At 63.1% G+C, this 13,256-nt stretch carries 12 protein-coding genes and 1 pseudogene; 7 read left to right on the plus strand and 6 right to left on the minus strand.

Features of this window, described 5'->3' with window-relative positions; translation table 11 throughout:
• Window positions 1–185: 185 nt before the first annotated feature.
• Window positions 186–1,037 carry a DUF1194 domain-containing protein gene (locus E8A46_RS22745; RefSeq protein ID WP_291566075.1) on the minus strand — a complete coding sequence of 284 codons (852 nt, stop codon included), beginning with the start codon at window positions 1,035–1,037 and terminating at the stop codon, window positions 186–188.
• A 198-nt stretch (window positions 1,038–1,235) separates the two neighbouring features.
• Between E8A46_RS22745 and E8A46_RS22750 the strand changes: the two genes are divergently transcribed.
• From E8A46_RS22750 to E8A46_RS22760, 3 genes are all read left to right on the plus strand, one after another.
• Entirely contained in the window at window positions 1,236–2,114 is an 879-nt protein-coding gene (locus E8A46_RS22750) for a c-type cytochrome (protein ID WP_291566077.1), read from the plus strand.
• A 230-nt stretch (window positions 2,115–2,344) separates the two neighbouring features.
• Window positions 2,345–2,650 (plus strand): ATP-dependent Clp protease adapter ClpS, encoded by a 306-nt coding sequence (gene clpS / locus E8A46_RS22755; protein WP_291566079.1) that lies wholly within the window; start codon window positions 2,345–2,347, stop codon window positions 2,648–2,650.
• Window positions 2,651–2,889: 239 nt separating this feature from the next.
• A complete protein-coding gene (locus tag E8A46_RS22760; RefSeq protein ID WP_291566082.1) occupies window positions 2,890–3,522 on the plus strand; it encodes a hypothetical protein in 633 nt (210 codons plus the stop codon).
• Here E8A46_RS22760 and E8A46_RS22765 read toward each other — a convergent pair.
• Entirely contained in the window at window positions 3,474–4,673 is a 1,200-nt protein-coding gene (locus tag E8A46_RS22765) for an adenylate/guanylate cyclase domain-containing protein (protein ID WP_291566084.1), read from the minus strand. The two genes, E8A46_RS22760 and E8A46_RS22765, sit on opposite strands and share 49 nt — an antisense overlap.
• Window positions 4,674–5,018: 345 nt before the next feature.
• Between E8A46_RS22765 and E8A46_RS22770 the strand changes: the two genes are divergently transcribed.
• Complete coding sequence (locus tag E8A46_RS22770; protein WP_291566098.1) at window positions 5,019–6,278, plus strand: OpgC domain-containing protein; 1,260 nt, start codon at window positions 5,019–5,021, stop codon at window positions 6,276–6,278.
• Window positions 6,279–6,323: 45 nt separating this feature from the next.
• Here the strand turns inward: E8A46_RS22770 and E8A46_RS22775 are convergent, their stop codons facing one another.
• On the minus strand, window positions 6,324–8,006 hold the full coding sequence (locus E8A46_RS22775; protein WP_291566086.1) for a glycosyltransferase family 39 protein: 1,683 nt from the start codon (window positions 8,004–8,006) through the stop codon (window positions 6,324–6,326).
• A gap of 518 nt (window positions 8,007–8,524) precedes the next feature.
• On the opposite strand from E8A46_RS22775, the gene E8A46_RS22780 reads away from it, so the two are divergent.
• Complete coding sequence (locus E8A46_RS22780) at window positions 8,525–9,211, plus strand: hypothetical protein (RefSeq protein WP_291566088.1); 687 nt, start codon at window positions 8,525–8,527, stop codon at window positions 9,209–9,211.
• Window positions 9,212–9,395: 184 nt separating this feature from the next.
• On the opposite strand, the gene aroC is transcribed toward E8A46_RS22780, so the two are convergent.
• The 3 genes from aroC to fabI form a co-directional block, all read right to left on the minus strand.
• Window positions 9,396–10,484: a chorismate synthase gene (aroC, locus tag E8A46_RS22785; protein WP_291566090.1), complete on the minus strand. Its 1,089-nt coding sequence runs from the start codon at window positions 10,482–10,484 to the stop codon at window positions 9,396–9,398.
• A gap of 232 nt (window positions 10,485–10,716) precedes the next feature.
• A complete protein-coding gene (locus tag E8A46_RS22790) occupies window positions 10,717–11,316 on the minus strand; it encodes a histidine phosphatase family protein (RefSeq protein ID WP_291566092.1) in 600 nt (199 codons plus the stop codon).
• Window positions 11,317–11,327: 11 nt separating this feature from the next.
• Window positions 11,328–12,158, minus strand: coding sequence for an enoyl-ACP reductase FabI (gene fabI / locus E8A46_RS22795; RefSeq protein WP_291566094.1), 831 nt, complete (start codon window positions 12,156–12,158; stop codon window positions 11,328–11,330).
• Between the two features lie 195 nt (window positions 12,159–12,353).
• On the opposite strand from fabI, the gene E8A46_RS22800 reads away from it, so the two are divergent.
• Entirely contained in the window at window positions 12,354–12,842 is a 489-nt protein-coding gene (locus E8A46_RS22800; RefSeq protein WP_291566096.1) for a sigma-70 family RNA polymerase sigma factor, read from the plus strand.
• A 139-nt stretch (window positions 12,843–12,981) separates the two neighbouring features.
• Window positions 12,982–13,256: pseudogene (locus E8A46_RS22805) on the plus strand (anti-sigma factor); the annotation flags it as partial.

Genomic DNA, 13,256 nt, shown 5'->3' on the forward strand with positions numbered 1-13,256 from the left:
CCCTGGAGGGGGAGGGTCGGCGCGAATGAAATGAGCGGCGGGGTGGGGTGACGGTCTCTCCGCTCGAACAGTGCCCGAGCTGAGAGATCACCCCACCCCGCCTGACATTTCGCTGCGCTCAATGTCAGCCGACCCTCCCCCTCCAGGGGAGGTTAAGAGGGAGCAGGCCGCAGAACACAGAACCTCTACCGCCCCCACCTGTCCTGCCAGATCTTCTCGCCGATCATGCAGGATACGCGAGGCTCCTTCTCGGCCACCGGGACGATCCGTCGCTCCGGCGTGCGGCCGGCGACTTCGAGCAGGAGCTTGGTGCGGATCGCCTCCTTGAACTTGTCGCGATCCTTGATCGACACCACGAACGAACCCGGCCCCCCGATCACGCAATCCTCGTAATACCAGTCGAGATTCTCGATATCCATGGTCGAGTAGGACGGCTCCTTCACCATGATCGGCAGGCCGTTGATGGTGATCCCCTTGGCCAGCGCCTCGTCGCGCGCGCCAACCACGGGCGCACCGTTGTTGTTGGGGCCATCGCCGGAAATATCGATGACGCGCCGCAGGCCCCGATACGGATTGGCGTCGAACAGCGGCATCGCGAAATAGATCGCACCCGAAATCGAGGTGCGGGAGGCGCGGCGGATTGGCGTTTTCAGGATCTCCCCGGCGACCGCGTCCGCGGTTTCCGGGCCGTCGATCACCCGCCAGGGGATGATGATCTTCTGATCGCTCGAGGCCGCCCATTCGAAATAGGTCACCGAAATCTTGCCGTTCGGAAGGCTCTTCAGCGCCTGCAGGAATTCCTTCGAGACGATCGCCTGCGCGTAACCCTCGCGCTGGATCGCAAGCTCGTCCATATCCATCGAATAGGAGACATCGACCGCAAGCACGAGTTCGACGTCGACCGAGGGCGCGGTGTCCTTGTCCGCCAGTCGCGAGCCCGGTTGATTAGCCGGGTTCGGCGCCGCCACGCCCGCGACATCACCGCCAGCGATCGCGCCCGCGACCAGCACCGCCCCGATCGAGACATACCAGCGCATCAGCGGCCCTCCCGTCGAACATCGCGATGTTGACACGCCGCGCGGCCGGCGAAAAGCGGGAACACGCTTCGACATTCACATTCAAGTTAGTCGGCTGCCTCAATCTTGCGCGCCTTTTCTTTCCCTCCCGCCAAAGTCGCCAGTTTTGCGGCAGCGGATTCTCATGGCATACAGCGCGCGTCAAAACCGGGGGGTATCATGTTTCGATTCTGCGTCGTGGGCTGCGTGTGGCTGCTTGGCTTCGTTGACGCCGCAATGGCCGAATCCGCGGCCGAACGCGGCGATTATCTGGTCAACACCATCATGGCCTGCGGCAACTGCCACTCGCCACGCGACGCCAACGGCCAGATGATCAAGGAGAAGGCATTTTCCGGCGGCCTGACCTTCAACACGCCCGGCTTCGTCGCCACCGCCCCTAATATCACGCCCGACCGCGAGACCGGAATCGGAAGCTGGAGCGATGCCGAGGTCAAGCGCGCGCTGGTCGAGGGCGTGCGGCCGGACCATGGCCGCCTCGCCGGCGTGGCGCTGGCGGCAATCATGCCGGCCAATTTCTACAAGGCCCTGCTGCCGGACGATCTCGACGCCATCGTCGCCTACCTGCACACCGTCAAGCCGGCCCGCTACGAAGTCCCCGGTCCCGTCTACAAGGCCACGGTGCGCCGCGATCCCTATCCCGATGCCGAGGCCGGCTTCAGCAAGACCATGTTCAAGGATCCGGTGAGGCGGGGAGCCTATCTGGTCACCATCGGCCATTGCATGGAGTGCCATTCGGCCTGGTCGCGGGGCGTTTCGGATTTCAAGACGGGCCTCGGCCGCGGCGGCAGGGTGTTCCCGCCGCGCGAAGGCTCGCCGGAGGGAACGCCGGGGACCACCGCCAGCAACATCACTTCCGATAGGGCCTCCGGCATCGGCGCCTGGACCGATCAGGACATTGCCCGCGCCATCACCCATGGCGTGGCCCGCGACGGGCGGATGCTCAAGCCACCGATGGCCTACGCTTTTTACGCGGGGCTGAAGCCGGCCGATCTGGCCGACATCATCGCCTATCTGCACACGGCGCCGCCGCTGCAATGATGCCATCCTGAATCGGCTGGTTCCACCGCGGGCCAGGAGGTTGTATTCTCCTACTCTGTCATTCCGGGATGGTCCGAAGGACCAGACCGCAGATGCGCAATTGCGCATCGGGGAATCTCGAGATTCTCCGATGTGCAATTGCACATCGGAGTTCGATGCTTCGCATCGCCCCGGAATGACGGATCAAATTTCAAACGACAGCGGCGAAACGTCAGGAGGTGCTGGCCGGAATGATCGACACCGTCACCAAGCCGAAGACCAGGGTCAAGACCCAGACCGAACGGCCGCGGCTGCACAAGGTCATCCTCGTCAACGACGACTTCACGCCGCGCGAGTTCGTGGTCACGGTCCTGAAGGCGGAATTCCGCATGACCGAGGACCAGGCCCACAAGGTCATGATCACCGCGCACCGGCGCGGCGTATGCGTGGTTGCGGTATTCACCAGGGACGTGGCCGAGACCAAGGCGACGCGCGCCACCGACGCCGGCCGCGCCAAGGGCTACCCGCTGCTGTTCACCACCGAGCCGGAGGAATAGCACGGTCTTCAGAGCCGGTTGCTTTCAATTTTACACAACGCTCCCATGGAAGCTTCAGTTTCGGTCGGCACTTTGCTGCCATGCCAAACTCTCTTCACGAACAGCACCGGTTGCTATCGCTGCCAGAACTTTCGTTCGGGCCGCTGCGCTTCCTGGAAACGGTACCATGGCTTGCGCTGGCCGCGGTGATGCGTTTGATCGCTTCCCGTGGCGGCCCGCTGGCCTTGCCGGCGGTCGGAGTGGCTTGCATCGCGGTCGTGCATGCCTTCTTCGTGGCAACGCAACGCTCCATCGAATTGGCAGGCGGCCGGACCAATGTAGGCGCGCTCGACTTCGCCGAACAGATCAGACTGTCGTTCGCTATCGTGTGGCGGATCGGAATCCTGATGTTTGCGACCTCATGCACTGTGTTGGCGGCGGGTTGTGGATCATTGGCTCCCCTTTTCATGCTTGGGCTCGACGGAATGGCATTTGATCAGCTCACCGACCCTGGAAAGTTCTGGAGTGCCGCGATTGCAGCGCTGATATTGCTCATGATCGTCGACGCCGAGTGCAACGATGGCGCAGTCAGCCTGTTCCGAGCAGCCAAAGCCCTCGCGCGGCGCAGCCTCTGGATCGGCTCTGCCATGGTGGCACTCGGCCTCGTTTACATCGTCCTGGGCTGGGGGCAGGGATATGTCCGCGGCGCGATCTGGAGCTTCTGGCAAACTTCCTCGTCCAGCCAGCAGATCAAGAACCTGATCTATTTCGTCTTCATCTTCAGTTTCGCAACACTGCGCCTATGGGTAACGTTGCTGATCCTGACCTACGGCTTGAAGCAATCCTATATCCGGGGCGCTTCAGCGTCAGGCGCCTCATCCGCCAGACCATAGACGCGCTCGGCCTTTGAGAATCCGGCGATCGGAAACTCGCCCAGATCGCTCCAGCCGCCGGCGCAGATCTGAGCAAATGCCGCCGACGCCACCACCGTGCGATGCAGGCGGCCCGCGATCTTTTCCAGCCGCGCGGCAAGATTGACGGCGGGCCCGATGCAGGTGAAGTCGAGCCGGTTGCCGCCGCCGATATTGCCGTAGAGAATCTTTCCGACGTGCAATGCGACGCCGAAGCGGAACCGCTCGATGGTTTCACCAATCGGAAAGTGCATCGCCTCGACATTGGCGCGCGACTCGCGGGCAGCTTCCAGCACGTCGGAACAGACCTGGCTGATATCGCCGACATACTCGTCGATTGGGAACACCGCAAGCAGGCCGTCGCCCATGAACTTCAGGACTTCCCCGCCATGGGTCCTGATCGCCGACACCTGGCAGTCAAAGTAGAGATTGAGGATGTCCACCACAGTCTCGGCCGGGAGCCGGTCTGACAGCGCGGTGAAACCGCGCAGGTCCGACAGCCAGATCGCGGCATGCATCGTGTCGGTGTGGCCGCGGCGGATCTGCCCGCCCAGAATCCGGCCGCCGGCGCGGTTGCCGACATAGATGTCAAGCAAGTTCGAAGCGGTGCGGTGCATGCGGGTGATTTCGATGACCCGGGAAAGCGGCGGTATGAGCGACCGCAGACCGTCGAGTTGTTCATCGGTGAAGCCGCCAGGCTGCCTGGTGGTCCAGCTCGAGGCGTGAACCGAGCCATCGATTTGATGAAGGGGCAGCGCGACATAGTCGGTCACGCCCTCGGCGCGCAAGTCGTCAAAGAACGGGAAGCGCATGCTCTCGGGACCGTCGATCAGAGATCTGACTTCCCGCCCCTCATTGAACACGATCGCCAGCGGGCTGCTCTGGTATTCCGGCGAATCCAGCATGTCATAGCTCGCGGTGCCGGCGACGACCTCGGCGCCCGGGCGCCAGATGAAATTGCGGCCGATGATGTCGGGATGCAACGTGCGAACGAAAATGCCGACGCGCCAGAGCGGCAGGCCGGCCGCAGCCAGCCGCTCGCAGGTTTCCGCCATCATCCGCGGCGGATTGGGCGCGGACCTGGCGCCGTCGATCAGCCAGTCGGTCAATTTCTGCAGGTCCGTCACGTTCATGGCCTGCGCATTTGCGGCGCAAGTGGCGAAAACGTCAAGGCGCGGCGGTTCGGAGCCACAACGGCATGGCCGTGGATGCCGGGCCCCGCGGCTGATGGCGCTTCCAACCTGCCATCGTGAGCATTAGCCAAGTAACCGATCCTCGATTGAAGCATCCAAGTTGCACCAAGAAGGGACGTTCGCGGGCCCGGCGTTTGCGGCTATCCCCGGCCTGCCCTCCCCAGGGGCGAGGGAACGGAAAAACAGCCACAACGGCCCGGAGGTGCCCCAATAGCAAACTCGCGCGCGGCCCTGTACTATCGTTCGTGGGCTTGAGCGCGTACTTCCGATCTTCGCCAGGGGCTAATAGTGTCGACTGCTGATGGAATTGCCGCACCACCGCTTGCCGGCGCTGGCGGACAGGACCGCGCGAGACCCGCCCCCGCGGCCGTCTTGGCGCCGGCTGTTTCGCTTCCCGCGAGTGAGCGGGAGTTGCGGATCGACCTGTTCCGCGGCCTGGCGCTGTGGCTGATCTTCATCGATCACATGTCCCCCGATATTCTGACCTGGTTCACGATCCGCAGTTACGGATTCAGCGACGCAGCCGAGATTTTCATCTTCATCTCCGGCTATACCGCCGCGTTCGTTTACGGCCGCGCCATGCGCGAGTCCGGCTTCGTGATCGCGACGGCGCGGATCCTGAGGCGGGTCTGGCAGATCTACGTGGCCAATGTGTTCCTGTTCACGATCTTCTTTGCGGAAATCGTTTATGCCGCCAGAAGTTTCAACAACCCGCTGTACTCGGATGAAATGGGCGTCAACGATTTTCTCAAGCACCCCGACGTCGCCATCGTCCAGGCGCTGCTTCTGAGATTTCGCCTCCTGAACATGGACGTGTTGCCGCTCTATGTGGTGCTGATGTTTTTCCTGCCCTGGATCCTGCGACTGATGCAGTGGCGCGCCGACGTCACGATGGCCCTGTCGGTCGCGCTCTATGTGATGGCCTGGAAGTATGATCTTCATCTGACGTCCTATCCGAACGGCTTCTGGGCCTTCAATCCGTTCTTTTGGCAGCTATTGTTCGTATTCGGCGCCTGGTGCGCGCTCGGCGGCGCGCGGCGAATGTCGCGGTTTGTTTTGTCGCCGATCACGCAGTGGATTGCGATTGCCTATCTGCTGGCGGCGTTCTTCGTCACGATGACGTGGTATTTTCCTCAACTCAGCTTTTTGATGCCGCGCCGGGTCGAGCAATTCATCTATCCCATCAGCAAGACCGATCTCGATATTCTCAGATTCGCGCACTTCCTGGCGCTGGCTGCGATCACGGTGCGATTGGTGCCCAATGGCTGGCCCGGATTGAAATCGCGCTGGCTATGGCCCTTGATCCTGTGCGGGCAGCATTCGCTGGAAATTTTCTGCCTCGGCGTGTTCCTGGCGTTCGTCGGATATTTCGTGCTCAGCGAGACTGCCGCGGGCCTCGGCCTGCATTTCGTCGCCGCCATTTGCGGAACCCTGGTGATGACCGCCGTGGCGTGGCTCAATACCTGGTACAAACGCTCCGATCGCGACAGCGCGTTCTGGCGAAGGGGGCTTGGCGGTAACGCCGACCTCGTGGGAGGGGGTTGACGATGCCCTGTTCGAAGGTTGTGCCGGCAGCGACCGCAGCCACGCTCAGCGCGCCGCCGTCGCGGTGGGACGGATCAGCTTGCGCCGGTCCTTGACGTAGGCGATGGCGATGCCAAGCCGTTTGACGGTGCCGATGATCTCCCCGTCAAGATCGCCGTCGCAATTCATGTGGGTCGGCGCGATGAAGAATTCGGACTGGTCCCATTGCGCCTTGAAGTCCCAGCGCAGCTGCGGAAGCGTCACCGTCTTCTCGAACGGAAGGCGTTCGCCGCAGACCGCGACGGAATAGACCTGCGTTGGCTTGCCGGCATCCGCGGGCTCGGAACGGCGCAGATAGGTTTCGAGCAGATTCAGGGCCTCGGGCATGCTGCTGAACCAATAGTCGAGGTCGTAGCGCCGCGATGCCCCCTCAAGCCCTCCGACCACACGATTATAGAACAGGTATTCGTATGGGTGCAGCCTGACCAGGGTGCCCGCATCCCACAACAAGCCTGCGGCTACGACCGCGAGCGCGCCGGAGGCTACCAGGCGACCGCGCGTCGCGAGCGCCGTCACGGCGGCGTCGAGGCCAATGCCGGCAAGGACGGCCAGCGCGGGAACCACGAACAGGAAATGGCGCATTCCGGTGAAGGCCGGGCCGTGGAAGATCACTTGGCAGACCAGTGGAACAATCACCGTCAGCGCAACCATGACGATATCGCGGCGCGGCAGCTGCGTCGAACCGGTGGCGAGGCGCGGCAACAGCGCGACCGTCATCGCCAGCGCCGCGCCGAACAGCACCAGCAGCGGCATGCGGATCAAAATGTAGATCGGCACATATAGGCGCGGCACCTTCGCCATTTCGTAGACCTGACCGTCGACGACCGTGCGGATGCCGTACTGAAACTCGGCGAACGAGAGCAAGCCGCGGACCGGATTGAGCGGCGCCACCGCCGCCCACGGCCAGGCCAGGATCATGATCACATAGGCGAGCAACAGCGCCGGCAGCAGCCCTGACAGTGAACCGATGGCGAAGCGCCGCCGCCCCTGCCCCCGCCAAGGCAGATACAGGGCGATGGCGATGCCGGCGTAGATCACCAGCAGCAGACCAAGAACCCGAATACCGAGTGCCGCTCCAGCGAGGAGGCCGAACGCTGCGACGTCGCCGATGCGGGGCGACGGCATGCGGCGCGCGGCGCGGATCAGGAAAAAGGTCGCGCCCATCATGGCGGCGGCGAACGGAATATCCTTGGTGTGGTTGAACATGGTGCCGTACCACGCACCGCAAACGCTCAATGCAATCGCGGTCATCAGGGCTGCGCGCGGCCCCGCGATCAATCGCGCTGTCACAGCTGCGGCACCGATCCCGCCTATGCCGATCAGCGCACACAGGATATGGCGCAGATCATAGGGATCGATCGGGACCAGATGGCTGAGGATGACGGCGATGATATCGAACAGACCGCCATAGAGATAAAGGTTCTGGAATTTGAACAGGCCCTGGTCGGCAAAGCCGCTGGTGTAATAAGCGATGATCAATTCGCCGTAGTGATGCTGAACGCCTTCGTCGTTGGAGATCGCGTAGTCCTTGAACGTGCAAAACGCGACGACAATAAGCGCGGCGATCAGGACCAAGGTCGCGATATCATAGACATTGGTGCGCGCCAATCGTCGGATCTGCCCGCTCCAGGGCAATGCGTTCTGCACGCGGCCGGCCATGCCCTCCCCACCTGGCTTCGCGTCGGTCACTATCACCTCACCCCCGGCACCGTCCCAGCCGCCGCGTCACCCAAAAGCCCTGAAAAAATTCGGCTGATGGATGCCCCCGCGTTCCCGAGGTCCGCATCGTATTCGCTCAGCCATGGCTTTGACAGCGGCGAAATCCGGTTTTGCATCTGCAACATTGGCCCATTGCCGATACTCGTTCCCGGTCCATTGGCAGACATCAACGCTGCAACGCCCAACGTCCGGTCTACCCGCCGACCTGCCCAATTACGCAATTACCGTGACAGTGCATTTAATTATACGCCACGGTTTGGCAAATCGCACTCGCTAACAGCCTGCCGGTTCGAGCGGCCTCGGTCTGCGCACATCGAACGCGACGAGGGGTCCGCAATGGCTCTGGACCGAGCAGAAACTTCCTACCCGGCAGTTCCTGCCTGGAGCCAGACGCACCAAGCTAAGCAAGCGAAGTCGCACAGGACATATCGAACGCTAATGGGCTGATGATTCCGGTCAGCAAACAGATGTGCATACCCCCATTTGCGATGGCATCAAGTTTGCTTAGCCTGGCGCACGGCAGTAGATGGAGCACCGAAATGAGTATCAGTATAGGTGGCGCAACAGGATTTTCAAACAGCGCCCAATGGCGATCGCCCGCAATCGCGTTACCCCAGGCCCAAAGCGATTTCAGCCCAACCGATGCATCGGGGAATTCGCCAAGCAACCCTTCGGCGTCAGGCGCCAACTCTTCCGTTGATGGAATTCAGGTCAATCTGCCGAATGGTTTTTCCGTCGGAGTTTTCCGGATTTCCGAGGCCCCCGGGCAAGCACAGGCCGCGACGACACTGACCTCGAATGCCAGCGACTCTTCGGCTCAGATGCTCCAGGCGGTCGAGCAGCTTGTCGCCGCCTTTGCCAAGGCTACAGGAAATGGCGCGGCACCAGCGAATCCGGAAAGCTTCCCGTCTAACGGCAATCTGGCGCCAGGCCAGTCGATGGATGGAATTGATGTCGGGTTGCCGAACGGGTATTCCGCCGAGGTATATCACATCGATGAAGCAAGCGGAGGGACAGGGGCCGCCGGCAGCGGCGCCTCTAGCGATCAAATGGTCAACGTGATGGAACAACTCGTCGCAAATCTGGCGACATATCCGGCGGCTGCCGCCAGTGCCTACAACAAGACCGCGACCGATACATCGCCCCCGACAGCAAATGTCAATTCTGTCGCCTAGTCACGCCTCGGCGACAGGCGGTGACGGATAGGAACCGGCCAAGTTACGGCCGCGGTCGACGATGCGCGGAAGTTCAGCGCGAGGGGAGTTTGCCACAGCTTGAGCAGACGGTTGCGACCAGCCCGTAGGGCTGATTGAGCCGAAGGCGTAATCCGCCAATTTGGTGACCCTGTCGGCAGCCGGATCAGCCCCCTACCTGCCCGCGGTGGCGCAGTAAATGATCGGCGAGCACGCAGGCCATCATGGCTTCGCCGACGGGCACCGCGCGAATCCCGACGCAGGGGTCGTGGCGGCCCTTGGTCGTGATGTCGGTCTCGCCGCCTTTACGATCCACAGTGCGGCGCGGCGACAGGATCGACGAAGTCGGCTTCACCGCAAAGCGCGCCACCACCGGCTGACCGGTGGAGATGCCGCCCAGAATGCCGCCGGCATGATTGGAAAGAAAACTGACGCCCTGGTTGCCCATTCGCATCTCGTCGGCGTTCTCCTCGCCCGACAATTCGGCCGCGCCAAAGCCGGCGCCGATCTCGACACCCTTCACCGCGTTGATGCTCATCATGGCAGCGGCCAGATCCGCGTCGAGCTTGGCGTAGATCGGCGCGCCCAGTCCCGCCGGCACGCCTTCGGCAATCACCTCGATCACCGCGCCGATCGAGGATCCCTTCTTGCGGATGCCGTCGAGATAGTCCTCAAAGAACGCGGCTCTGTCCTTGTCGGGGCAGAAGAACGGGTTGCGCGCGATCTCAGCCCAGTCCCATTTGGCGCGGTCGATCCGGTGCGGGCCCATCTGCACCAGCGCAGCGCGCACGGTGATGCCGGGCAGGATCTTGCGCGCGATCGCGCCGGCGGCGACCCGCGTGGCGGTCTCCCGCGCCGAGGAACGCCCGCCGCCGCGATAGTCGCGCAGACCGTATTTGGCCTCATAGGTGTAATCGGCGTGGCCGGGGCGAAACTTGTCCTTGATGTCGGAATAGTCCTTCGAGCGCTGGTCGGTGTTCTCGATCAACAGCGCGATCGGCGTCCCGGTCGTGACCTGCACCCCGGTCTCCGGGTGCGCCATCACGCCGGAGAGGATTTTCACCGCGTCGGCTTCCTGCCGCTGCGTGGTGAAGCGCGATTGGCCGGGACGGCGGCGATCGAGATCGTGCTGAATGTCCTCATTGGTCAGCGCGATCAGCGGCGGGCAGCCATCGACCACGCAGCCGATCGCAACCCCATGGCTTTCGCCAAAGGTCGTGACCCGAAACATGTGGCCGAAGCTGTTGAAGGACATTTTTAAAGTCTCGGAAATCGCTGGATCGCCCAATGTCGTAACGCGGGCGGTCCGGGGGGTCAAATGACCTGAGCTAACCACGCTGGCGCGGCATAGATGGTGCACCCCCTCTCCCGCTTGCGGGGGAGGGATGGGGTGGGGGAACGGCTGTGGCGCCGGTGTTCGCGGCTGCCCCCACCCTGGCCCTCCCCCGCAAGCGGGAGAGGGAAAAGAAACGAGCTTCAGGGAGCGCTTAACTATATTTCCTCAACCCGCCATCGCCGAACACGTAGACCGCGCCCTGCTCGATCATCAGATCCGCGGCGCTTTCCGGAGTCTCGAAGCCGAGCGCCACCATCAGCGCCCGCGCGGTGCCGCCATGGGCCACCGCGACGGTGTCACCCGTCAGTTGCTGGTACCACTCGCTCATCCGCGCCTGCACCGAAACATAGCTCTCGCCGCCCGGCGGCGACACCGTCCATTTGTCGCTCTGGCGGGCCGCGAACACCTTGGGATCGGCGAGTTGCGCCTGCGCCAGCGTCGAGCCCTCCCATTGGCCGTAGCCGATCTCGCGCAACCGGTCGTCGATCGCGTACCCCGCAAGTGGCAGCCTCAAGGTGCCACGCACCAGTTCCATGGTCTGCCGCGCCCGGCCGAGCGGACTGGCGACGAACCCAGGCGACGCCGCGCTGCGCCCGTCGCGCGCCCAGAGATCGGCGAGGATGCGGCCCGCGCCGGCTGCCTGGCTGCGGCCGATATCGTTGAGCGGAATATCCTGCACGCCCTGCAGCCGGCCTACCGCATTCCACTCGGTTTCGCCGTGGCGAATGTAGTAGATGGTCGGCGCGGGCATCGTGGCTGCGGTTATTCCTTGCTCAGGGAATTGCTGAGCGAAATATCCGGCGCATCCGGCCGCTTCATGCCGACGACGTGATAGCCGGAATCCACATGGTGCACCTCGCCGGTGACGCCGCGCGACATGTCGGACAACAGATACAGCGCGCTGTCGCCGACTTCCTCCGTTGTCACGGTGCGGCGCAGCGGCGCGTTGTATTCGTTCCATTTCAGGATGTAGCGGAAATCGCCGATGCCGGACGCGGCCAGCGTCTTGATCGGTCCCGCCGAGATGGCGTTGACGCGGATGTTCTTCTCGCCGAGATCGGCGGCGAGATAGCGCACGCTCGCCTCCAGCGCCGCTTTCGCAACCCCCATCACGTTGTAATGCGGCATCCATTTCTCGGCGCCGTAATAAGTCAGCGTCACGATCGAGCCGCCGTCGACCAGAAGCTTTTCGGCGCGCTGCGCGATCGCGGTCAGCGAGTAGCAGCTGATCAGCATGGTTTTGGAAAAATTATCCGCGGTGGTCTCCAGGTAACGGCCGTCGAGCTGATCCTTGTCGGAAAAGGCGATCGCGTGCACCACGAAATCGATCTTGCCCCATTTCTCCTTCAGCACCTCGAACACCGCGTCGATGCTCGAGGGATCGGTGACGTCGCAATGCCCGAGCAGGAGGCCGTCGAGTTCCTTCGCCAGCGGCTCGACCCGCTTTTTCAGCGCGTCGCCCTGCCAGGTCAGCGCGATTTCCGCGCCCGCCGCATGGCAGGCCCGGGCGATGCCCCAGGCGATCGAGCGGTTGTTGGCAACGCCGAGGATTACCCCGCGCTTGCCCTGCATCAGATCTGAATTCTGCGCCATCCGGTTTCCAATCGATCTCATTCAGGTTTGGAGGTACACCAGCGCCTGCGGCCGGTACAGCCCCCATCCGCCCCGGCTTGGTTGGCCCCCGCAACCTTAACGCGCGGAATAGCCGCTCCATATTGGTGTTAGTTTATCTGAGGCATTCAAATCACCGATATTGAACGCCTGCGGACAAACCTGGGACCGAGCCTGATGACCGCGTTTCGCGAAAGTGTCGAAGCCATGATTCCGGCGCTGCGCCGGTATGCGCGTGCGCTCACGCGCGATGCCGACACAGCCGACGATCTGGTGCAGGACACGCTGGTGCGGGCGTTGCGTTCGGAACGGCTGTTTCTCGGCGGCGACGTCAGGAGCTGGCTCTACACCATCCTGACCAACCTCAACAAGAACAGGCGGCGATCGCTGGCCCGGCGGCCGCAATTCATTCCGCTGCTGGAGAACAATCCCGACGCCAGCGGCACCGAAGCCGAAAGCCGCGACATCGCGCGCGCGCTGGCCACGCTGGTCGAGGAGCAGCGCGCGGTGCTGCTGCTGGTGATGCTGGAAGGATTGAGCTATCGCGAGGTCGCCGACATTCAGGGCGTGCCGATCGGCACGGTGATGTCGCGGCTGGCGCGCGCGCGCGCCCATGTGCGAGCCGTGCTTGAGGGCGAGCGTCCCGCGTTGCGGCGGGTGAAATGATGGCAAACTTGATGCAAGGCTGTTTCATGCAAGGGTATTTTGGGGAAACCATATCGCGGCGACGGCGGTTCTTCCCCGCGCCTGCCGTTGCAGGGCGGAACAACACCGGGATGATTTCGACGAAGAAGAGACAACGACCATGAGCGACCCAGAGATTCCCGTCACCGAAGACGAGCTTCATGCCTACATCGACAATGAGTTGCCGGCGGAACGCCGCGGCGACGTCGAGGCCTGGCTCGCGGCGCATGCCGAGGATGCCGAGCGGGTGCGGTCATGGCGCGCGATGGCGGAGGCGCTGCACGCGCGCTACGACTCGGTCGCCGACGAGGCGGTGCCGAAGCGGCTTGAGATCGAGCGCCTGGTGCGGCGGCCGCGCCGATGGATGTACGGCGCGATCGCCGCGACGCTCCTGGC

This window comes from Bradyrhizobium sp. (assembly GCF_004799445.1).
GTDB lineage: Bacteria > Pseudomonadota > Alphaproteobacteria > Rhizobiales > Xanthobacteraceae > Bradyrhizobium.